Annotated in this window: 21 protein-coding genes and 1 tRNA gene; 12 read left to right on the top strand and 10 right to left on the bottom strand. The window is 41.6% G+C overall.

All coding sequences use genetic code 11. The features are described 5' to 3' along the window. On the top strand, positions 1–539 hold a 539-nt coding region (locus tag ACP5L5_RS10145; RefSeq protein WP_428763521.1), incomplete at its 5' end, for an NAD-binding protein. A 43-nt stretch (positions 540–582) separates the two neighbouring features. Here ACP5L5_RS10145 and ACP5L5_RS10140 read toward each other — a convergent pair. The 5 genes from ACP5L5_RS10140 to ACP5L5_RS10120 all read right to left on the bottom strand — a co-directional run bounded on the left by ACP5L5_RS10140 (position 583) and on the right by ACP5L5_RS10120 (position 5,331). After that, on the bottom strand, positions 583–2,346 hold the full coding sequence (locus ACP5L5_RS10140) for a hypothetical protein (RefSeq protein WP_428763520.1): 1,764 nt from the start codon (positions 2,344–2,346) through the stop codon (positions 583–585). Between the two features lie 85 nt (positions 2,347–2,431). Next, a tRNA-Ser gene (locus tag ACP5L5_RS10135) sits at positions 2,432–2,531 on the bottom strand. A gap of 36 nt (positions 2,532–2,567) precedes the next feature. After that, entirely contained in the window at positions 2,568–3,095 is a 528-nt protein-coding gene (locus ACP5L5_RS10130) for a ribbon-helix-helix protein, CopG family (RefSeq protein WP_428763518.1), read from the bottom strand. 92 nt (positions 3,096–3,187) lie between these two features. Continuing rightward, positions 3,188–4,078 (bottom strand): polyprenyl synthetase family protein, encoded by an 891-nt coding sequence (locus ACP5L5_RS10125; protein ID WP_428763516.1) that lies wholly within the window; start codon positions 4,076–4,078, stop codon positions 3,188–3,190. 50 nt (positions 4,079–4,128) lie between these two features. Further along, a complete protein-coding gene (locus tag ACP5L5_RS10120; RefSeq protein WP_428763514.1) occupies positions 4,129–5,331 on the bottom strand; it encodes an FAD-dependent monooxygenase in 1,203 nt (400 codons plus the stop codon). Positions 5,332–5,405: 74 nt separating this feature from the next. On the opposite strand from ACP5L5_RS10120, the gene ACP5L5_RS10115 reads away from it, so the two are divergent. From ACP5L5_RS10115 to ACP5L5_RS10105, 3 genes are all read left to right on the top strand, one after another. After that, on the top strand, positions 5,406–5,609 hold the full coding sequence (locus ACP5L5_RS10115) for a hypothetical protein (protein ID WP_013605600.1): 204 nt from the start codon (positions 5,406–5,408) through the stop codon (positions 5,607–5,609). Between the two features lie 123 nt (positions 5,610–5,732). Continuing rightward, the gene (locus tag ACP5L5_RS10110) at positions 5,733–5,975 is read left to right on the top strand and encodes a hypothetical protein (RefSeq protein ID WP_428763512.1); all 243 of its coding nucleotides are present in this window, start codon (positions 5,733–5,735) and stop codon (positions 5,973–5,975) included. A 60-nt stretch (positions 5,976–6,035) separates the two neighbouring features. Next, on the top strand, positions 6,036–6,338 hold the full coding sequence (locus ACP5L5_RS10105; protein WP_428763510.1) for a hypothetical protein: 303 nt from the start codon (positions 6,036–6,038) through the stop codon (positions 6,336–6,338). On the opposite strand, the gene ACP5L5_RS10100 is transcribed toward ACP5L5_RS10105, so the two are convergent. Continuing rightward, entirely contained in the window at positions 6,339–7,127 is a 789-nt protein-coding gene (locus ACP5L5_RS10100) for an HAD-IIA family hydrolase (protein ID WP_428763509.1), read from the bottom strand. A gap of 118 nt (positions 7,128–7,245) precedes the next feature. Between ACP5L5_RS10100 and ACP5L5_RS10095 the strand changes: the two genes are divergently transcribed. The 4 genes from ACP5L5_RS10095 to ACP5L5_RS10080 all read left to right on the top strand — a co-directional run bounded on the left by ACP5L5_RS10095 (position 7,246) and on the right by ACP5L5_RS10080 (position 11,072). Then, a complete protein-coding gene (locus tag ACP5L5_RS10095) occupies positions 7,246–8,670 on the top strand; it encodes an MFS transporter (RefSeq protein WP_428763507.1) in 1,425 nt (474 codons plus the stop codon). A gap of 78 nt (positions 8,671–8,748) precedes the next feature. Next, positions 8,749–9,174: an SRPBCC family protein gene (locus ACP5L5_RS10090; RefSeq protein ID WP_428763505.1), complete on the top strand. Its 426-nt coding sequence runs from the start codon at positions 8,749–8,751 to the stop codon at positions 9,172–9,174. 194 nt (positions 9,175–9,368) lie between these two features. Continuing rightward, positions 9,369–10,469 carry an MFS transporter gene (locus ACP5L5_RS10085; protein WP_428763504.1) on the top strand — a complete coding sequence of 367 codons (1,101 nt, stop codon included), beginning with the start codon at positions 9,369–9,371 and terminating at the stop codon, positions 10,467–10,469. A 219-nt stretch (positions 10,470–10,688) separates the two neighbouring features. Next, positions 10,689–11,072, top strand: coding sequence for an acyl-CoA thioesterase (locus tag ACP5L5_RS10080; protein WP_428763502.1), 384 nt, complete (start codon positions 10,689–10,691; stop codon positions 11,070–11,072). A 111-nt stretch (positions 11,073–11,183) separates the two neighbouring features. Here the strand turns inward: ACP5L5_RS10080 and ACP5L5_RS10075 are convergent, their stop codons facing one another. Further along, positions 11,184–14,135, bottom strand: coding sequence for a penicillin acylase family protein (locus ACP5L5_RS10075; protein WP_428763500.1), 2,952 nt, complete (start codon positions 14,133–14,135; stop codon positions 11,184–11,186). Positions 14,136–14,205: 70 nt separating this feature from the next. Next, positions 14,206–15,723 carry an amidase gene (locus ACP5L5_RS10070; protein ID WP_428763499.1) on the bottom strand — a complete coding sequence of 506 codons (1,518 nt, stop codon included), beginning with the start codon at positions 15,721–15,723 and terminating at the stop codon, positions 14,206–14,208. Between the two features lie 123 nt (positions 15,724–15,846). Here ACP5L5_RS10070 and ACP5L5_RS10065 point away from each other — a divergent pair, with 123 nt between their 5' ends. Then, positions 15,847–17,610 carry an AMP-binding protein gene (locus ACP5L5_RS10065; RefSeq protein WP_428763497.1) on the top strand — a complete coding sequence of 588 codons (1,764 nt, stop codon included), beginning with the start codon at positions 15,847–15,849 and terminating at the stop codon, positions 17,608–17,610. A gap of 44 nt (positions 17,611–17,654) precedes the next feature. On the opposite strand, the gene ACP5L5_RS10060 is transcribed toward ACP5L5_RS10065, so the two are convergent. Next, the gene (locus ACP5L5_RS10060) at positions 17,655–19,133 is read right to left on the bottom strand and encodes a 4-hydroxyphenylacetate 3-hydroxylase N-terminal domain-containing protein (protein WP_428763496.1); all 1,479 of its coding nucleotides are present in this window, start codon (positions 19,131–19,133) and stop codon (positions 17,655–17,657) included. A 128-nt stretch (positions 19,134–19,261) separates the two neighbouring features. On the opposite strand from ACP5L5_RS10060, the gene ACP5L5_RS10055 reads away from it, so the two are divergent. Both ACP5L5_RS10055 and ACP5L5_RS10050 read left to right on the top strand, forming a co-directional pair. Beyond that, positions 19,262–21,013 (top strand): long-chain-fatty-acid--CoA ligase, encoded by a 1,752-nt coding sequence (locus ACP5L5_RS10055; protein WP_428763495.1) that lies wholly within the window; start codon positions 19,262–19,264, stop codon positions 21,011–21,013. Beyond that, a complete protein-coding gene (locus tag ACP5L5_RS10050; RefSeq protein ID WP_428763493.1) occupies positions 21,010–21,969 on the top strand; it encodes a phosphotriesterase family protein in 960 nt (319 codons plus the stop codon). Before ACP5L5_RS10055 ends, ACP5L5_RS10050 begins: the two co-directional genes overlap by 4 nt. 266 nt (positions 21,970–22,235) lie before the next feature. On the opposite strand, the gene ACP5L5_RS10045 is transcribed toward ACP5L5_RS10050, so the two are convergent. Continuing rightward, positions 22,236–22,400 carry a hypothetical protein gene (locus tag ACP5L5_RS10045; RefSeq protein ID WP_428763492.1) on the bottom strand — a complete coding sequence of 55 codons (165 nt, stop codon included), beginning with the start codon at positions 22,398–22,400 and terminating at the stop codon, positions 22,236–22,238. 99 nt (positions 22,401–22,499) lie between these two features. Between ACP5L5_RS10045 and ACP5L5_RS10040 the strand changes: the two genes are divergently transcribed. Next, positions 22,500–23,231, top strand: a 732-nt coding sequence (locus ACP5L5_RS10040; protein WP_428763490.1) for a hypothetical protein, incomplete at its 3' end; no start/stop codon positions are given.

Raw genomic sequence — 23,231 nt, 5'->3', positions numbered from 1 at the left:
CCGTGGTACGCAATAAGAAATTGAAATATATAACCGCAAGGCTTGAAGGAGGACCAAAACAAGCCGAGAGCGGTTCCCTCGTGCTATTCATTGGCGGCGATGAACAGTTATATAGGCAGAATGAGGAGTTCCTAAGGCAGTTAGGTACGCCAATCTACATAGGCACACATGAACAAGCCACATTACTCAAACTCATCAGTACATCAATAATAATAGCCAACACAATGATACTCGCCGAACTAGCACCATTAATAAAGGACACCGGACTAGACATAAACACCCTAATCAAGGCACTAAGCATGAGCGGGGCAGACTCAGCACAGCTAAGGACTAGACTACCCTGGATACTAAACGGCAACTACCCAGAATCCTTCTCAATAGACCTGGCTAAGTACGTGATTGACGAAACAATAAAATACGCCTCAAATAGAAATGAAACTTTACCAATACTAACAACCATAGATAAGATACTGGGCATAGCCCAGGGAATAGGCTATGGGAAGAAAGACTTCTCAGAAGCAGCACAAATACTTAAATAACACAATAATATTTAAAATAGAAACTCGCAACATTAATTTAACATCAACCTTGACAACTATAAACACCCAAGTAATAATTAGTCTCGTTTATTATAATGCCCATTGGATAAAGTGTCTGCGAACCCTGACCGTTAGAGGCCTGTTGTGTACCTAAGAACGTGACATAGAACGAATTGGTGGGAGAAGCATAATAACTGATAAATACGGTAGCCTGAAGCGCGAATTGATTGTTGTAGAATAGGTTGGTGGGTATGAAAACGCCTAAGATTGTAATTGCTGAATCACCAGTAATTTGCAACCACAGAGGTAGATAAGTGAGGAATATGCCGGCCACTAGGGAGCCGCCTAGATAAGCCCACCCAATGGGGTTAGGCGAGTAAGTATTCGTCACGGCGCTCAGGGTGTAGGATATTTGGTTCGAACCTGTCTGCGTCGCCGGCGGTGCGTTACTGCATTGGTTATTTACTGGGTATGAATAACCGTCTAATAGGTTTATTGGTAATTGACCGAATGTGCCGTAATCATAGAGTATTGCTGCGAACATCCCCGTGATGGGGCCATTACCAGTGTCGAGACCTGGGTATATAAAGAGAACATTACCAGAGATCTCACTTGGTGAGATCGATAGTGGCATTGTGCCGTTAGCCCAGGCGTTTATTGGCTGGCCGTATACATACTCCTCGAAGGATACGTAGGAAATATTCCCATATAGACCAAGATATACGAATCCCTGACTAGGGACTGTGTACGTCAAGACCGTCCCCGACAACGTTGAGCTTGTTGATGAACCATACTCAACATAAATATCCCCGACTCCCCCCTCATTAATAACATAACCACCATCGAATGATGCATATTCAACCTGTAAATTATAATTATTATTAAACGTTATTGTTGGGCCTATGAGTGATAGTTGCGATGTTGGAGGTACGGATGCCTCGGGATACGTTATATTGACAACGCCATAAAGCCCGGAGCCCTTCTGGGCCGTACCTGCAATATCAGTAATGCTTATGTAAGAGATGCTGTTTTGTATCGCGTTCTGGCTCCAGCCAATAAACATTATCGGTATTGGTCCCTCAAGTTCCTCGCACTCCACGGGCTCCCAAATGGCTACGTTACTCCCGTAATTCTCAGTTAATTGATTTGCGGCATTCTCAACAACACCATTACCCAAGCAACTGCCCATGTATATGTAGCCAAAGTACTCCTCACCACCTCCTGGGCTTGTGATTGTGGTAGGACTTATGGCGGGATCTCTATCCGCATCTAGAGATTTTATGGGTATGGGCTTAACGTGGTCAAACTTAACCGTAGTCATAATTGATACGGGTCTCCTCATTATTATCCAGGATGGATCGTAGGGTACTGTTGTTATTACTGTCCATGATTTATTACCCACGGTATAAGTCACGAAGGCTATGAGCGAGGGCCATAATAAATCGCCATACCTACCGAGCCACTTATTGGCTATGTGCGTGATTAGGTTACCCGTGAGGTTTACCGTAACTACCCCATTACTACCGTAGTAATAACCAACAACGTAGATTTTACCCGGCGTGAAGGCGAAGAGGCTCACGGTTATCGGCACCGACGAGCCATCATACACACCTCTAATTATCAACGTTGGTTCGCCAGTTAATAATTCGTAATAATCTATTTGGTAATCGGTTCTATTTATCACAATCATCGGCTTTGGGCTTATCTTTAATTGTTGTCCAGACACTATGAACATAGTTAATAATACTGCAGTAATCGAGAACACTAGGACTATTATTGATAACAATCTAGGGTAGTGTATACCCATCGAGCTTGCTAATCTACTGAAGCTTTTTTATCTTCGGGGTATTCTTAAAAAGTGCACCGAGCAGAATTGAAGGTCACACAATGAATGGTGCCGGGGCCGGGATTTGAACCCGGGCCCCCTTGCGGGGACGGACTTTCTATTTCAACTCCAGGCCCGCACCTTCGTCCTGGCTCGGTCACCCCGGCAATTTCTTAGTTCATTAACTGTGATTTAAAGTTTTCTTATTCTTCTTCGAGTAGTGTTGTTAGTGTCATTTGTATTGTTTTTAGTTTTTCGTACTCGTCCTCCATACCGTATTTTAGAGCCTTGACCATGTACTTAACTGCCTTATTCCTTAGCCTTCTGATGTACTCATTACCCTTTGGATTTATTACGCCTTTCTTCACCTTATTGATTACATCCATTGATTCCTTTATCATCTCGTCGATCTCCATTTTCAACCCTATCTGAGCCGTGTCCGTATGCTCCTCAATCGTCTTTTTACTAATATTAACATTTAGGAATATGGGTTGCGGTATTACTCTTGGTTCAGGCTTAATTAACTTGTACTTACCCATTATGTAACCCGCCACTAGGTACCTAAGTAGTTCTGAAACTCCATCAAGTCCCTCCTTTTCTGCAAGTTTTGTAAGGAGTTCCTTCACAGATTTATGTACCCTAACTGATACGACGGCTCCATCCTTCTCGGGCGCCCTAAACAAGTCCTCATACTTCACCGGTATATCATCTATTATGAAGACCTCACTCATTAACTGCTTGTAATTTGCGATTTAAATTTAGGGATGACTTATTTTGCGATGTAATATATGGCTTATTACCGCGTTTCTTAACTAATCAATTCTTAAATCCTCAGGAGATTTATGTAATTAATAAGGACCTCATTATCCATTGTTTTCCTAATCGCGTCTATGGCATTATCCAGCATATCATTTAGTAGGTTTCTCGCCTTACTAATCGCATCCTCAATATTCCCATTATCCCTACTCATTATCCTCACAATATTAATCTCATCATAATTAACACCTGGGTTCTTACTATCCATGTTTAGGTAATCAATAACGTCATCCCTAACCTGAAACGCAATGCCCACAAACCTACCAATATCCCTAATCCTACTTATCACCTCATTATCCTTAACATTAACGGAGTATGCACCAACTATCATTGATGACTCAATAAGCGACGCAGTCTTATAATAAATTAACTTTAGGTAATCATCAATCGTCGTATTATCCCTACCACTAAGTTCAGACTCCAGGCTCTGACCAACGGCTAATTTAATGGATGAGTTTAGGAGCTCAAACACAATGTCATTATCACCACTCCTTATTGCAAATTCCACGGCCTTAGCAATTATTAAGTCACTGGCAAGCATTGCTGTGTGAGAACCATAAATACTATACGGAGTCTCCACACCCCTCCTAATCCTCTGTTGGTCCATTATGTCATCCTGAAGCAGTGACGCAGTATGTATTAATTCTATAGATGCAGCTGGTAAAATAGCCCTTTCAATACCAGTACCATTACCTAATGCATATGCCATAAGAAGAACTAATGTGGGTCTAATTAACTTACCCCTATTCCTAATGTAATGATAGGTGGCTTTCAGAAGTCTATCGGGCATCCAAAGACCAATGAACGACTCCTCAAGTACATGAATAACCTTAGTAAGTGCGAACTTAACATCCATTGGCAATAACTCCATGTACTTACCTGGGTTCAGTACGACCATTTAATTCATTACCTCCTTAAACTTATGCCTTAATAAATACTACACGCACGTTAAGCAAAGCTGGAGATTAACCTAATCAATAAATTACCAATTAGGAACTTAACGAATGTGCTAACCCTCATTGATGATAATGTAGCCTCGTAAATTGAACTAGCCATAAGACCACTTGAAACCCTCAACGCGGTCTCCATGGCGTTCCTACTCATTAGTAATGAGTCACCAGCCCTCCTAAACATAACCATTCTATTCATCAAGGGCCTAAGCAACCTATCCATAAGTGCTGGGTAATTGCTACCATGCATTAATGACTCACCAAGTAAGTGGGCAGTTATCATGGCTGGGTTAATGCCAGCGCCGTTTGTCGGTATTACCGAACCAACCGCATCACCGATTAAGTACGCATTATTAACGCCATACTTATTCAGTAGGCCGCCGACTGGTAGAGTCTTCATGAGCACGGATCTTTGGATACCCTCAAGGCCGTATCTATTGATAAAGAGCATATGGTAATTAAGTGGATTATCCCCTCTCCATGCAATGTTATTCCTAACGCCAACGCCGATGTTATGCGTACCATCACCCCTCGGGAATACCCAGGCAAAGCCGCCAGGCGCTATTCCTGGATCCATGATAATAACGGCCTCATTATCCACGTACTTACCCCTAGCCCTTGAACTAGTCGCTATTATTAAGTCCTCAGCACCGAAGCCATTAGTTATGCCGAGACTAAGATCGACAATTGATGGATATGCATCAGCACCGACTAGGGCCTTAGTGTTAATCACGTACTCGCCACCATCCTTATCATGAACAAGACACTCATAACCATCATCCTTCACCATGCACTTAATGGCAGTAACCCCAAAATGAACCTTGGCACCCCCATTAATAGCGTCCTCAAGGACGCCCCTAATTAACGCCGCCTTATCAATGACGTAAGTCCTAAAGGGCATTCTAGCGATATCACGGTCATTAATCACGAGCCTTAACCACTTAATCTCATTAACAATGAATTCCCTACGCAGTGTCTCCCTAAGTGTCGTTAACAATACCTCGTATAAATCCCTATTAATCCAGGGCTTAAGTAAGTCCTCACTGGGTAGTAATTCACCGCATACTATTGGTGCATAAATCACGGACTTCTTATCAATGAGCATTACATCACCGTTGAAGCCATTCTTGACTAGATAACGGGCTAGGTAGGAACCAGCGGGTCCACCGCCAATTATTAATACATCAGTCTTAACAACCACGCTAAATCAAGTAATTGGGGATTAATTACCTCTTCTGTAGAAATCCTTAAAAAATCCCCTGTATCGGCAATGCCGTGCCTAGGGAAGTATTCCTTGTGGAGTTGTGGCGTAGGTATGCAGATGCCGCAGTTGAGATTAGGGTTAAGAGGTATTCTGATTATGTGAAGTTGAAGGCTAGGTTAAGGCATCAATTATACACGATTAGGGTTCCACCTGACGTGGCTGATCAATTGATTAGGGAGTATAAGTCGAAGAATAAGACCGTTAATGAGTACTGATTATTCGGCCCACCAATCATCATTTTATTCAGGGCTCCAGACCGTAATCATCAATTCATATCAACCAAACAAGGGCATTATCAACTAATAAACCTTATTAAGGGTTTAGGTTTCGTTGTTTCGATGTCAACTGAGGAATTAATAAATAAGGCCAGGGAAATAGTGATTAAGCTAAGGACTGCTGAGGAGTTGATAAGGAGCGGGAAATTGGATGATGGTGTTAAACTATTTAGGGAGGCTACGAAGGAGGCTAAGGAGACTAAGCTCTTCGATAATTACATAGCCATTATTAGGAAGGTCAGGAGACTAATCAATGAGACAAGGACTAGGCAAGCGAGGAAGTCGGCTCAGGAGAATAAGGCTTGAGAAAGGTAAGGCATAATTTTTAAATTAACCCGCAACCACACACTGCGGTTTGGTGATAGCATGGCAGTGACCTGCTCAAGGTGGGAGAGATTGATTGAGAAGGCCGAGAGGGAGGGTAATAAGGAGAAGGCACTGGAGTTTAGAGAGAAGCTTGTGGAATGCGTTGTGTATATGGCTCAGGGGTTAATAGCCAGGGGTAGGTCAAGGGATTTAGACGAGGCGGAGGAGTTGCTTAAGTATGGCGATGAGGTCGGTAATAAATTGGGCATTAACGAACTCCTATTCCACGTAAACCTACTCAGGAAAAAGATTGAAGAAAAGCGCGAGAGGAGGAAGCCGAAGGAGGCCGAAGCCAAGCAGTAATTATTTCAATAGGTCAATCAATGTATTAACCACGAATGTAGGCCTATACTTACTATTGACTAGGTCCTCGATCTTGGTCTCGCCTGTCAGGACAAGTATTGAGGTTACACCGTTCTCGTTGGCCATGGCTATGTCCGTGTATAGCCTATCACCTATTATCACGGCATCACTAGGCCTAACACTCAGCTTCCTCAGCATGTAATTAAGGAATAAGCTACTCGGCTTACCCGTCACCGCCATTGGTTCCTTACCCGTGGCCGTCCTAATTAATGCCCATATCGAACCAGTATCCGGGATGTAACCCCTATCCGTAGGGCACAGTATGTCTGGGTTAACCACGATGTAAGGAGTGCCAGTCATTATGTGGCGTACAGCCCTAACTAGCTTACCATAGGTTAGTGTCTTATCGAAGGCAATAACCACAATCTCTGGTCTTTCTGGGTCGTGATGAATACCTGAACTTACGAGGTCATGAATGAACTCAGGCGTACCAAGTGCGTAAACCCTCCTTACGCCAGTCTCGTATAAGTACTCTATGGCAGCTTCTGTTGATATGAAAACCTCATCATGGGAGAAAAACCTTCCCAATATTCGTCTTAGTCTCTTGATATGGTGCTCCTTACTGAAGGATGAGTTATTCGTCATTATAACGTATCGCTTGCCATGCTCATCAAGGAACCTTATGAATTCCCTGGCACCAGGTAATGGTCTTGAACCAATATAGAGTGTGCCATCACCATCAAGAACCACTAAATCCTTACCTAATAAAATCCTTAGTGCATTATTCATAGTATTAAATTAAGATGACCAGCATATACCAAGTATTAATATACTTTATCACCTAGTCATTAATTACCTAGATTACTTGAGGATAATACTTATTAAAAATGATCAGTTTCTGCAATTAATGCCCAATGGTGATCAGACTGGAATTAAGGTAGTAAAAACAGACTTACTTGTTAGGTTGGATCGCCTACCATTCTCACCATTCCACCGAAAGGTTATCCTGGTATTAACAGCCGCGTATTTCCTAGATGGCCTCGAGAGCACCCTTTATGGCGGTGTATTAGCCATTGTTGCTAAGGTATTTAAAATAACGCCATTGGAGTCAACACTAGGCCTTGTCCTATTCCTAATAGGCGCGGCGGTTGGCGCTGAATTATTTGGTGTTTTGGCTGACGTCCTTGGCAGGAAGAGGTTGTTCATGACTACGATATTGATTTACGGCTTATTTACGGCCTTATCAGCAGCCTCATTTAATTTTATAAGCCTTACAGTATTCCGATTCCTGACTGGCGTTGGCATTGGTGGTGAGTATGGTGCCGTGAATAGTGCGATTCAGGAATTCGTACCACCAAGGGAAAGAGGTAAGTGGTTGGGTTTCGTAATAGGCGCTGGTTGGGATGTTGGCACAGTCATAGCATCATTAACCTCCTACTTCGCAATATCCAGGTTACCAATAAACATTGGTTGGAGGATTGCCTTCCTAATCGGTGCAGTACTCGCAGTGTTTGTGTGGGCTATTAGGAGGTCAATACCTGAATCACCGAGGTGGTTACTATCGAAGGGTAAGTACAATGAGGCTGAGGGCATTGTTAAGCAGATTGAGGATCTCGTTAGGAATCAGCTAGGGATTAAGGAATTACCACCAGTTCAACCTGTTGATGTTGTTATTGCTAGTCCAAGGGGTTGGACAGTGGCTAAGAAGGTATTCACACTATACCCAAGGAGAGCCATAAGCGCCGTCTTACTTAATTTCACAGAGACTTGGCCATATTACACAGCATTCACGTTAATACCTGTATTCCTATCCTCACTGGGCGTGTCATCGAAGGTAATACCACTATACCTAGTCCCAGTTACGGCATTTGGCGCAGTGGGTGCCTTTGTAATTCCGTACCTAGCCGATAAGGTTGGCAGGAGACCAATGGCCGTTGTATCCTACGCTGTTGGTGGATTGCTCGGTCTTCTAATGGCCTACCTGTTCTATATCAAGGCGATAGGGTTAGCAGGACTGATAGGGTTACTGGCCTTAACGTACTTCTTTGTGTATGCCGCTGCCGATATACTCTACGTAATGATACCCGAGGCATTCCCGACGCAGTTAAGGGCTGCGGCTGTCGGTACGGCTGTATCAATAGGTAGATTAGGTGGTATTATCGGAGCATTCGTCATGCCATACATACTAGTTACCTTTAAGCCACTACCATATGCAGCATTAATTGCATTTACGTTAATGGCTGTGATAATGATAATCGGCGCAATAGCCGGTGTATTAATTGGTGTTGAGGGGAAGGGAAGAAGCCTTGAGGAGTTATCGACATATAGGTAACCGAAATTCAGCAGTTCCCTCAAAATAACTAAAGATAAATATTCTTTATTTCACTTATCAAAGTTATGGTGAATCAGTATGTCAATACTTAGTATTGAATTCACTGTGAGTAGGGAGGTAGATCCAAGGCGCCTTGATAGGGTTTGGCAGGTACTTAGTGACGTTGGAGCCATGCCTAGGTACTGGAGGGGTCATAGAGAGGTGGAGATAGTAAGTAGGGATGGTAATGCGTATCTCGTCAAAATCAAGTTCGCATTCTCAGGCCCAAATAACAGAGGCATTGCAAGGATTGAGATACATAATGCTGATAGGCTCGTGCTTATTAATTACCTGGAAGGACCAATAAGGGGTTATGTAAGGAACTACATAAATGGAAACTTACTAATTAGCCAATGGAGCATTAGGATAAATCCACTCTTTCTAATAATAAAGCCCTGGATAAGGAAACACTTTATGAATGGAGCAGGCAATGCGTTGGTGCGAATATTGAACGAGGAGACTTGATAAGGTATGTAATTGATTATTCTGAGAATATATCATTTATGATTTTAATTAATATCAGGGGTGATTAATAGGGCTTTGCGATAATGATTATTGATAAAACACCTAATTTGCTCCTTTAAACCTTAATTAATAATGTATACACCAAGACATAATCAGGGACTAACTTAATAAATAATTTGCCAATAGGCGGTTAGGTGGATAGGGGCTTCGTTATTGCGTGGAGTGTAACCTTTCTACAGTTGGCTGTGAGGCTGGGTTGGGGAGTTGTTAGTGTGACTGTGGCTGAGTTGTTGAGACTTAACCCGGTGCAGATAGGGCTTGTTCTGACCCTGTTCTATATTGGTTATATGACTTCTTCAATACCCTGGGGGGCACTCATTGATAGGTTTGGGCCGAGTAAAGCAATACTCGTTTCCGGAACCTTATCCAGCGCCGTGATTTTAATGTTATTCCTGGCAAACACCTTCACACAAATCTTACTGCTTTACCTAATGGCTGGTTTCCTAACTGCTGGTTTATTTCCATCAGCGATGAAGATAGCAAGTTACTCAACTCAGGAGAAGGTGCACAGTAGGATTGCGATGCTGGAGAGTGCTGCACCAATAGTCCTAATTGCATTGAGTGCTGCATCTCCATTAATAATTACCCACTGGAGAACCTTTTATCTGGCAATATTCCTCGCACTACTCACGGCATCTCTATCCTCAATAGACCTCAAAGTAGGTGGTAGCAAATACGCCAGGCCTAAAAGCGTGTTAATGAATTTAAGGGTGGCGAAGGCTGTAGCGATAAGGGCAGGGGAATTATGGGGATCCTGGGGAACATCGAGTTGGCTCCTGCCATTCTTGGTCCTCTATGATGGGATCAAGGGAATACTACCCGTATTACTCTTCTTCATATACTCCCTGGGGCAGTTGGTCTCCATATTCTTGGCATCAGTACTACCTAAGTCAATAGGTGAGAGGAAAGTTATTGAGATCTCACTAACGGCCTTTATAGTCTGTGACTTCTTAGCGGCAATCCTTCTCAAGGACACACTATTACTCTTCCCGATCTTCCTTGTACTTGGAATTAGCTCGTTTTTGTATAGACCACCAACTGATGTATTGATAATAAAGATTATGGGAAATGAATATGCAGGTACGTCAATGGGCTACGCAAATGCCGTATCCCAGTTAGGTTCTATGGTGGCTCCAATATTCGTAGGTTTCGCAATAAGCATAAGCCCAATACTTGGCGTTTTAAGCCTAGCACTAGGGCCCTTAATATCATTAATAATCCTCTACATGATTTAATACACAACATCAATAATGAATAATACCCTCGAGCCCCGTACCATCACTGAATTCTTCCATCTTATGAACCTAGCCTCATGGGATACAGTAAGAGATGAACCTTGACCATGAAAACGCATCATACTCTAACGTCAGTACTAGAGTGGTTTTAATGCACGTAGCATCTATTGATTCGAATACAATATAATGAATAAATAATAGTTAATATAATGGTAATCAATGTTTAAAGTTCAGTTAAGATATTCCGACACCGATCAGATGGGTGTTATTTATTTCGCTAGGTACTTTGTATACGCTGATGAGGCTATCACGAGCTTCATGAAGGAACGAGACATTGATATTGTTAAGCTTGAGAAGGAGGGCATATATTTTGCCGTTGCCTCCGCACATTGTGACTATGAAAAGCCAATTAAGTATAGCGATAATTGCCTCGTTAAGGTACAAGTCTCAAGAATTGGAAATACCAGTGTAACATTCAACTTCGAAATAATGGCAAATAACGAAGTAGTTGCAAACGGATACATAGTGTACGTATTGATAGACAAGGAGGGCAAAAAGAAGCAATTACCGGATGAAATAAGGAAGTCACTGATTAAGAGTTAAGCTATGTATATTTCATAACCCACTAACCAACTAAGAGAAATCAAAATAGAAACAATGTCTAATACACAATACATAAATGAAACTGTTTAATAATTTTAACGATAATGATGGTTAATATTTTCGCCTGACTACCGATGCTAATTCATAACCGAGCATGGCAGACACAGCACCATTAAATACATAAATTAGCACTGGTAATGCGGCAATTACTATCGCTGGAATACCCACCAAACTTGATAGGATACCTAGCAACTTTATTGATTCATTAAGGTGAAAACCTAGGTAAAATACATACTCTGCGATTATCACTAGGAACATTGCCGTGGAACCCATGATTAAGTTATTCCTCATTCTATACTTTCTAAGCGTCATTACTATAGAAAACACAAGCACTACTATGAAGGGTAACCACCAATTCACTAATTGAGTAAGTACTGAAATACCAGCTGCCAAGAATGAATATTGTAACGTTCTAAATCTCATCATATATGTTAGGAGAGAGCCTATGAATAAGGTAATCACTATGTAGAACATCCACGCTAGTGACTCGATTATTGTTAGTATGAGGGGCCCTGGTCTTAGTACCAAGGTTGGGTTTGAACAGTTTAATAGGAATATTAATGGTAAGTACTCGTGATGCTCGTATATTGGTACGTAGTTGTCATAATACGGACTTAACGGATCCTCACTCTCACCGCCTGGGAATACGCCGTAGGCTATTGGTGGAGATTGATTGAATATGGCTATCCAAGTGAATGACTGACCACCAGTCATGTTTAACCCGCTTGAATCCCACATCGTGTTTGCATCGCCGCCCTGCTGGAATGGACCCTCAGAGAATTGTGACAGTGATGTTAATGATTCGAGGTAATGACCGTGGAACCTACCCCACTCCCAATTACTTATGTTGTTGCCGGCAATACTCGTTAAGTAGTTGATTGCTTGATTTAGCGCCAGTACCATGACCATGTATGCATTCCTCCTTTCGCCAGTTAGTGGATCGTTGAACCAGGGCGAGTACGGATCATTAATTGTTAAGTTAGCCACAAACGCCACCAACTTACTACTCATACTCACTGGGAATGCTGACGTGTTTATTCCGTAGTACTCAAGCCATGGATAAATAACGTCCTTAACGTAATTATGAACAAAGAAGTAATAAATGGTTGCAGCCGAGGAGTTAGCGCTCATCCAACCATTCCATGAAGATAGTAAGTAATAGACCTGCCTCATCGTCGTATTATTCCAACCATACATCCTAATTGCGATTAATAACGAAGGCACTAGGTACTTGGTTGAGTAGTCCAAGTCATTCCACTGAACATACATTAAGTAACCTGGAGTAATAGTATTCGTCTGATTAAGGAGATATGCCTGGGAATACGCCCTGAAACCCACCGAGAAGAAGTCCCAAGATGGTCCTATGTAGAATGGATATGCATAACCAATTGGTCTCTGGTTTGACGCAACTATGTAATGAGACGATGGGTTACAGGTCTGTGGTATTTCATAATAAGGTATGTAACCAATAATAAGTGACCCGTTGATGGCAGGTAATACCATGCCTGGATAACCCCTATTAAACAATGGGTATAGACCAGCACTTATTGCGGCTATGTTCCCATAAACATCGGCATACACGAAATTCTGCGGTGGTGAGTACCATAGACTCAGTGCATTCCAGAAGTCTGTGAAATTCCTTGCCTGCATAATATGCAGTAAAACACCAATATCGTCTGATGGTAAATCACCCGTCCAGTTCATGATAACGTACGTATCTCCATAATGAATTTCTGGACCGAGTAATGTCCAGTTCACTATGAACCTCACAGAACTACCATTTGGTAGTGGTATGTAGTATATGTACTGTCTGTATGGATAGAAAGCACCGTTTAGGTAATAACCATTGGCTGTGGCATTTATGAAGTAGAAATAAGTCATCTGCGCCTGTACATCAGTGAGGGTCCAACCAATGTACTTATTAAACCCTATTATGATGACCGGCGTACCCGGTATTGAAACTCCATAAACCGTGTAATTAGGATCTATTAACTGAACTTGGAACCAAATCGATGGAAGTGTCGTCGGTAGCACCGGGCCACCCATGAGGAGTGGGTATTCGGACTTTGGAGATTGAACAGCAATTGCATTACTATGTCCTGGATCACTAGGTAACACATTACTTACTAAGTACATGTATATTGCAAGTAGGTCCTTCCAATGCTCCTGGGAATACATGATTTGCTGAGGCAACGGACTCCAGTCCTCATTTACGGGGATGTAGGGAATGAATTCCGTACTTAGGCACTTGCCCTCGTATTCGAGTAATGTTAATAAGCTGCCATTGCCGGGGACATAAAACGTTTGATTAACAGGTGATACGTAGGGATATAATTGGTTAGCTAGTTCGTAACCCATTGCTCCCGCTAGTGCTGAGAACCTAAGTGGAGTGAGTGTGAGTGATAGTCCCTCAACCATGTACTGTTGGACATACAGCGAATCAAGAGGAATCCAATAACTTGGCCTATAACCAATTAACTTGTAATATATTGAGTATTGATTTGTAGTTAATACCTGAGATACGTAATCATTAATTCCCTCCGTATACGCCTCAAATATGGAATATGCATACTTATCATTATTTTGTACGTAATTCAATGTTTCATTTGCCGTAAGGGCATTACCAAGCCATAATTGATACTCATCATAACTCAACCAGGACTCACCAAGTATTTGGGACATTCTGCCTGAGGATAGACGACTCAGTAGGTCCATCTGCCATAACCTATTATACGCCTGAATATAGCCGAAGGCTAGGAATAAGTCATGGTCATTAGCGGCACATATATGATATGCACCGTACTTATCAATCTTAACATAGACTGTATCATAAAGATTAGGGAGGTAAATAACGCCCTTAGGTGGAATCTCCTTAGCGGCGTCAGTCCATACACCACTAATGGGATTAAGCAATGATAAGGATGAGTTTAAAATAAATGAAATAATCACCGCAAAGATCAGCATTATAATCAATAACATATACGTCAACTTATTCTTAGACATTAACCGATAAATATTAATTTAGAACCTATAAATTTTATTCTTACATAGTTTATTTATAATTTTATAAGAATTAATATAATCTACTTATTTCCGCTGCATATGCTATATTTAGTATTATTTCTTCATCTAAGTGTTTCGTTATTAGCATCATACCTATTGGTAATCCATCTAATTTACAGCAGGGTATTGATAATGCTGGGTGTCCAGTTACATCAAATGGTGCCGTGTTATAGAGCATGCCTGCTGTCATTAATAGCATTAATTCGGGTGTTGGATTATCCACAAACCTAAGCGGTTTCTGCGGGGTAGTGGGCATGAGTAGTGCGTCGTACTTCATTAAAGCGTCATCATAAGCCCTCCTTAAATCAAGGGCCAGGTTCCTGGCCTTCGCGTAATACGTGTTATTATACTTGGTAATCATGTAATACCCAAGTACAGCACCTGCCTTAACGTTCAACGGCAATTCATCGGCCATGGACTTAAGGGCATTACCGAAAAACCCAGCCAACTGTCGCTCAAGGTAACCTCCCCTCCAGGCAACACCCGATGCCAAGAACATGTTGGCCACCGTACCCTCGATCATTAATGGAGTCCAAATGGCCACACCCAATTTATGCATGGGTATTGAAACCTCCTCAACCGTTATTCCCAGGCTACGCAACTTATTGGCAGTCTCCCTAACAGCCTTGTTAACATCCTCCTCAGAGACAGGCCATTCAAAGCCCTCCTTCACAATTCCTACTCTCAGTCCCTTAACATTACCTGTCAATAACTTCGAATAAGGCTTAACTGGAGGCTTTGGTAAATCACTGGGTTGCCTAGGATCTAGGTCATCCCTACCTGCAATTACCTCAAGCGTTAGAGCTAGGTCCTCAACTTTACGCGCTATTGGACCTGCATGGTCAAGTGTCGGCTCTATCGTGGCGATACCAGTATATGGAACTAATCCATACGTTGGCTTAAGCCCATAAACCCCAGTCCACGCACTAGGGACCCTTATTGAACCACCCTGGTCAGCGCCTATCGCAACATCACACACGCCCGTTGCAACTGCAACGGCGGCGCCACTTGATGAACCACCACTCATGTACTCAGGATTAGCAGGGTTCCTAACAAGCATTGGGTATGACGTGAAACTACCACCTGAAAAACTCAGTGCTTCACAGGTTGTTTTCGCCACAATATGCCCTCCTTCATCAAGAATCCTAATAACGACTGTAGCGTCAATCTCCGGCACAAAACCCTCCAACACTTTAGTACCGTGAAGCATAGGCACGCCAGCAATCATTACGTTATCCTTAACACAAACCTTCTTACCAGCGAGCTTACCCTGATCCCTACCCTTAATGTCCGTGAAAAACGCTATGGCACCATATGAATTCTCTTGAGGATTCGGCCTCCTCCATGATCTAGGATACAGTGCATGTAATGCACTGGAAACATTATCGTTAATCCCATCAAGTTCATTATATGAAAGCAGTAACAATTTAATTGCCGTTTGTATCGCCGTAATTTCCTCATCGCTTAAATGCATACTGAATTTCATAGCAATATCCTTAATTTCTGATGCTGTGGGCACTCTTGGCATAATGCCTAAAATGAGTAGTCATATAATTATTTATTTGTTCTATAATTTAAATATAATTATATTATAGAGTAAATAATTTTTATTGTGGTAATGCATATATTTATTAAAATAAACTATTCAATAATGGTTGAAGTTACTTTTGATGTTGATTTTAGAGACTATCAGTTAAACATTAGGAAGGTAATTGAATACGGACTCCAAATAGCGCCGGAGCAGAGAGTATTGTTCGCACCACCCAATTTACCCATTAAAGAATATACCTATAAAGATCTTTACAGTAGAGTTAATGCGCTTGGTTCGTTTCTTGATGAATTGAATGCTAAACGTGCCGAGAAACCTCATGAGTTTGGTGGTAAGATTGCCGTTATGGATTGGAATACCGTTAGATACTTGGAGCTTATGTTCGGTGTTCCTATGTATGGCGCGACATTATTTACAGTAAACATTAGGCTAGCGCCCGAGGAAATACTCTATACAATGGGTATCGTTAAGCCTGAGGCTCTTTTCATTCATATAGACTTCCTACCACTGCTTAAACCCATACTTACTAATATTAACAGTATTAAGCATGTTATAATTATGGATGATGCAAGTACGGTCGGTACTGAGACTTCTAAGGTTAAGGTTGAGGTTCCAAGTGGTGTTCAGGTTTATGAGTATGAGGATGTTGTTGGTCGTGGTAAATCTTACTATGATTGGCTTGATGTTGAGGAGCATATTATTGCAGAGATTTTCTTCACCTCGGGTACCACAGGTAGACCTAAGGCCGTATATCACATGCATAGGCAAGTCGTCATAGGCACAATGCAGTTGCTGATTGCTGAGGAGCAACCACCAATCCTGATTAATAATAGGGACTACCAATTAATTACTACCCCCATGTTCCACATACTCGCATGGCTTCACCCATATGAATCGTTCCTCATTGGAGCTCCTATGGTATTACCTAGTAGGTATGACTGGCGTTACATAACCAGGCTGCTTGTTGATAAGCTAATTCCTGAAGCTAAAAGACTAGGTGGTAGAGTTATTGCTAAGGGCGTACCATCAATGCTAATATCAATAATCGAGAGCGCCAAATCCATGGGTATTAGTGATTTGCATGGCTTTTCCTATGGTTATGGAGGTCAGGCATTACCTGTTGCGGTGTATGAGGAGGCTAAGAAAATGGGTATTGAAATATTGACAGGTTACGGTCCATCCGAAACACTTACAGCAATAACTAGGTCGTTCATGGTGCCCAGGTATTACTTGAGGGAGGGTTATGACTTTGAGAAGTTTAGAGATCACCAAGTAATTGGGAATTCCTTAGGCACTCCTGTACCATTAACACTTGTCAAGGTGATTGATGAGAATGGTAGGGAGCTGCCCTGGGATGGTAAAACGATTGGTAGGCTCGTATTCTATTCACCAACTATAACCAGGGAGTATTTTGGTGATACTGAGAAGACTGAGAGGGCTTGGAGGTTTAGGTACTTCGATGTTGATGATATGGTCGTAATCGATGAGCATGGCTGTGTATTCTTTGTTGATAGGGAGAAAGATGCTGTAAAGAGTGGTGGTGAGTGGATACCATCATCAAGGTTAGAAATGTTTATATCAACACATCCAGCAGTCAGTGAGGTTGCTGTTATCGGTATTCCCCATCCAAAGTGGGTTGAAAGACCAATAGCCATTGTTGCATTGAAGCCTGAGTATATTGGTAAAGTCACTGAGGACGAGATAAAGAGCTACTTACAAAGAGAATTTGTTGATAAGGGGTTAATGCCAAAGTGGTGGATACCTGATAAGTTCGTATTTGTAAAAACCGAGGAGCTACCAAGAACTGGCACAGCAAAGATAGACAAGAAGGTATTAAGGGAGAGGTATAAGAACATGTTTATGTAGTTTCCTTAAATTAAGAAAATTGAAAATAGATTTTACCCAATTTTTTACCACCACTCCAGTAGCTTCTTTATGTCGTCGATTTTCGCCAGGTCTGCGTTATATAGTGCTGCTGTCCTGCTTATGTCATAGTTATACGACCTGTATAGTTCTATTACGCTTGCCTCTATTGACCCTTCCGCATGTATCATACCTACGGATAGTAATGCCCCGAGAGCTGATAGGAATTCGCGGGCTACTTGAAATAGTCGAATTCTTGTTCTTGCATCAGTACCTTTCTTACCGACTAAGTACTTAACCATGTACTTCTCCTCAGTTGGATTACTCAATTCACTGGTTGATGGTATATCGGCGAGTAAGCCACCTGCTACGTCAATCATGTCCTTAACAGCGTCTAGGTACTTGGCATTGGCCGTTAATTTACCCACGTTTGTGTATATCGGGTTTGGTATGCATATACCCGTGTTTGGATCCTTGATGCACTTCTCGGCCGAGGCTATGGCGCTGGATACCAAGTACTCCTTATACGTTATTATATCGACAATATCCCTCCTAATGTGGGATGCTGTCTCAACATCGTTATACTCAGCAAAGAGCTTTGCGTAACCAAGTATTATATCGGCCAGGGCAGCCCTATAGGAAATTGCAGTGAACCTGTGATAAAGCGCGAAAGTTAGTCCATAGGGTGCCGCGAACTCGTACTCACCTGCCAGGAACACCCTATCGTTCGGAACCTTGACATTGTCGAATATGGTCAGCGTCTCAACCTCCACATTAGTCTTACCCATTGGAAACTCATCACCAAGCATATTAATCTCAACCTCCCTCAGTGGCCTAGGTATTAGGATTATGCCCTTGGCATTGACCGGTAGCGCAAAGGCAACAGCATAATCAGCGTCCTCCTTAACCATATTCCTATAGGGCAGGACAATAAGCTCATTAGCCGCGATGGACTGGGTCGTATGCACCTTAGCACCCCTGACAATGATGCCGTCAGAATCCCTACCAACAATATGAACATATAGGTCTGAGTCCTCCTGTTGATGAGGTCTAAGCATCCTGTCGCCCTTAACGTCCGTCTGGGCAACGGCTATTGTAACATCATCCTTAACAACACGTTCATAATACCTCATAACCCTATCAAAGTAATTAGTACCCCTGATCCTATCGAGTTGCTTAGATGCAATCATAAGTCCAAACAACGCATCTGAACCAATAGTCTTCATAATATTAAACATACCCCTACCAAGCAAGGTCGTATTATAAATGAGCTTAAATCTCTCAATAAGATCCTCAGGACTCCTAGGTACTTTGTAAAACCTACTTATCGTACCATACTGCGGATCATCAAACGTCAAATACTTCTTAAGCTCAGGGTCCATCTGCCATCTGTAAAGCTCAGCTGCATGGTTAATCGCAGCCCTTAAAATCTCGTGTGTCGTTACGTCACTCACAAGCTTACCCCTATAATAAATGACCCTACCATCACGCAGACTATTAACATAATCCTCAAAGGACCTAACCATATTCTTAACATTTATGACTAACGATTAATTAGCTTATTTGTTATTAAATTTAAATAGATGTATTGTAATAAATACATATAATATATAGAGAGGATGTTTATTAATAGCTTTCATATATAAAATAGTTCATGGAATTAATAACAAAACAGATAGGAGATACCGAAGTTCAGTTGGTTCCTGAGAGAGATTATGTTTGCGAAATACCTAGTGACAGGGTATGGTATAGGTACTGGCCTCCGAGGATTCCAAGGAGGATGGATTATCCGAAAGTTCCTCTCTTTAATATGGTTGAGGTATCAGCGACTAGGTATCCAGATAAGGATGTGATAATTTACTATGGCTTCAGAATAAAATATTCAGAGTTCTGGGACTCAATACTTAGATTTTCATCGTTTTTGTATAATTTGGGTATTGATAAGGGCGATAGGGTAGCCATTTATATGCCGAATACGCCTCATTGGTTAATATCATTTTTTGGTATACTAAGGGCTAATGCTATTGCCGTTCCAGTTAATCCATTAGCAGCACCTGACGTGCTTGAGTATATTTTGAGGGAAACTGGGGCTAAGGCTATTATTACGTTATCACAATTATTAACTAGGCTACTTAGCATTAAGGATAGGGTTCCATCTCTGAGATATGTAATTGTTGGTAGATATAGGGATTACCTTCCAGAGAAGCTTGAGTTAAAATTACCGCAATTAATGTTAATGGACCCTGAAGTACCTCAAGGCGTGATTAATTGGAGAGATGCCGTTTCCTTTAATGGTAGTCCACCTCAGGTTAAGGTTACGTATGAGGACCTTGGCGCAATACCGTATACTTCAGGTACAACAGGAGTTCCTAAGGGCGTTATGCATAGTCATGGTACAATGTGGGCATCCGCACTAAACGCCGCGGTTTGGTATAATACAGCGCCAAGTGCTATTGTATTAACAGTATTGCCCATATTCCATGTGACGGGGCTCGTGCATTCCGTATTAGTGCCACTTTACGTTGGTGCAACAATGGTATTAATGACAACTTGGGATAGAGAAAACGCAATAGATGCAATTGAGAAGTATGGAATATCTCACTGGACTAGTATATCAACTATGATCGTTGATTTATTAGCAATGCCTGGCATTGAGAAAAGGAACCTTTCGTCATTGATACTGGCTGGTGGTGGCGGTGCTCCAATGCCTGAGGCTGTGGCTAAGAGATTTAAGGAGCTCACTGGCCTTGATTACTTAGCAGGTTACGGATTAACTGAAACATTCTCACAAACACACGTTAATCCACCGCATAGGGTTAAAATTGGCAGTGACTTAGGAATACCGCAGCCCTGCACTGACGCCTTAGTGATAGATCCAGATACGAAGGAAGTTTTACCACAGGGTAAGACGGGAGAGCTCATAATTAGGGGTCCTAATGTGTTTAAAGGCTATTGGAAGAAGCCGGAGGAGACTAGGGAGGCCTTTATAGAGGTTGATGGAAAGCTTTACTTTAGAACTGGGGATGTGACTTATATGGACGATGAGGGCTACTTCTTCTATGTTGATAGGATTAAGAGAATGATTAATAGGGCTGGGTATAAGGTTTGGCCATATAGAGTCGAGAATATTCTATACATGCATCCAGCCATTCTTGAGGTAGCGGTAGTAGCAATACCAGATTTAAGGGTTGGCGAGGAGGTTAAGGCATACGTTGTGCTTAAGCCAGAGTATAAGGGCAAAATTAAGCCTGAAGATATAATACAATGGGCAAAGGAGAGGATGTCGGCATATGAATATCCAAGGATTGTGGAGTTTGTTGATTCATTACCTAAGACAGCCACTGGTAAAATAGACTGGAAAATACTTCAGGAGCAAGAAAGGAAGAAGGTTGGTGGTAAGCAATGAGTCGTGGTATGGTCAGGATATCGATTGCTGGAGGAAATGAAATAGACCCTGGTAGTATGGGTTTAACATTATTTCATGAGCATCTTAGACTAATTACTGAAGTTGTTCGCTGGAACTGGCCTCACCTCTATAATGAGGATGAGGAGCTTAGGCGTGCCATTGATGCTGTTAATGCGGCTAAGAAGTACGGTGTTAAGACTATTATTGATCTTACAGTGGCTGGTATAGGACGTGATGTGAGGTTTAATGAGAAGGTTGCTAAGGCCACGGGTGTTAACATAATAATGGGTACCGGATTCTATACATATACAGAGTTACCGTTCTACTTCAGAAATAGGGGCATTGATTCTTTAGTCGATGTTTTTATTCACGATATAACTGTTGGCATTCAAGAAACTAGTACGAAGGCTGCATTTGTTAAGGCAGTCATCGACTCACCTGGGCTGACTAAGGATGTGGAAATGGCTATTAGGGCCGCAGCTAAGGCTCACATAAAAACTGGTGTGCCAATAATAACTCATTCCTTTGTTGGTAATAAGTCGAGCCTTGATCTCATAAGGATATTCAAGGAAGAAGGTGTGGACTTGGCAAGGACTGTGATTGGACATGTTGGTGATACTGATGATATTTCATTAATTGAGCAAATATTGAGGGAAGGTGCATTTATTGGTCTCGATAGGTTCGGTCTTGATATATACCTACCGCTTGATAGAAGGATAAAGACCACAATAGAGCTTATTAAGAGGGGATGGATTGATCAATTATTGTTATCGCATGATTATTGCCCAACCATTGATTGGTATCCACCAGAGGTTGTGAGGAGTACGGTGCCTGATTGGTCATTGACCTTAATATTTGAGAAGGTAATACCGAGAATGAGAAGTGAGGGTATAACTGAGGAACAAATAAACAGGGTACTAATAGATAATCCAAGAAGGTTATTTACTGGTAGGTAGTAATTATTGATATTAAGATATGGAACTTACTAATCTTTTGAGTTTTATTAATGAAATAAGGGAAACGGATTAAAGCCTCACTATTCGTCATCAACGAATACTTACCCATTCAATAAATGGTAAATAATTGGATTTAAATGCATCCATAATAGGCCATGGACTTATTAAGGCAATTACGCCGATTTGTACTGATTTTCAGATTAATTGGATTATTAATCGAGGTATAGCAATTCGATTTCATCCCTAATTATTGGTAATATTAATACTCAACCAATTCCTGGTTCATAATTAATAACGACATCCTTAGCCTCATAATACTCCTTAGGGCCAGCCTTGATTATGACTGTCGAGAACTTTAACGGATTATTGGGCTTTTTCGGGAGTAGGTAGTATCCGTGCACTCCGTTTGCACGTACCAATTTAAGTCTCATTGGGATCATGGGATTAAAACAATTGATAAGTGCTTTTCCTTTGTAATACACAGGAATTACTCAATATTTGTTAAGAAGTTGTATGAAATACCTAATTAAATGATCAATATTAATAATGTAATTACTAAATTCCTGGACATTGCTGCAAATTCTAGAGGTGCATTACCTCCGTATAAGTATGGTACTACCTCAGAACCCGATAATGAACTCATAGTAACATCATTGAGAAATACACAGATTAATCGATCAAGAATAAGTAAGTTAAATGTAAGTATTAATCATGATTTCTTGGTTATTGATGAATCAAGCAGAAGCTTTAGCACGCATAATTTTAAGCTCTCTATAACCGGTGTTGCGGCATACGGTGCTGGGAACCCAATAATTACGTATCCGGAGACCACGTTTGGTAAACCAATCAATGTTGACTGGGGATTTACAGGATTAAAAGCACCACCGGATGTCTTAAAGGCTATTGAGGAAAACAATGCGACCAGTGGTTATATTAGGACTAGAAGCCTTGAGGGTGATTACTTCATTGAGTATGATGATGGCGTTGTAGTTGATGAGGTCAGAATGGGTCTTGAGACAAGATTCATAGATTCCTTAATGAATAGTAAGCTCCTTAATAATAACCTCCTCGTTATCGATGGACCCATATACCTGGCAATGAAGGAGAGGAAGAGATTGGCTGACATGAGGATCAACGTGATGAATAGGCTTAGTAATTCCGGGATCCCAACTGTTGGTGTTGTTAAGAGAGTCGAAGGTTCTGGGAAGCTGTGTAGAAATTCCGTGCTCAATGTCATAGAAAACAACGTCAAAGATTTTAAT

The sequence above is a fragment of the Vulcanisaeta sp. genome, from assembly GCF_049966235.1.
In the GTDB taxonomy this organism is placed as follows: domain Archaea; phylum Thermoproteota; class Thermoprotei; order Thermoproteales; family Thermocladiaceae; genus Vulcanisaeta; species Vulcanisaeta moutnovskia.
Note: the sequence above shows the minus strand (reverse complement) of the source record. Positions and strands in the feature narration are given on the sequence as shown.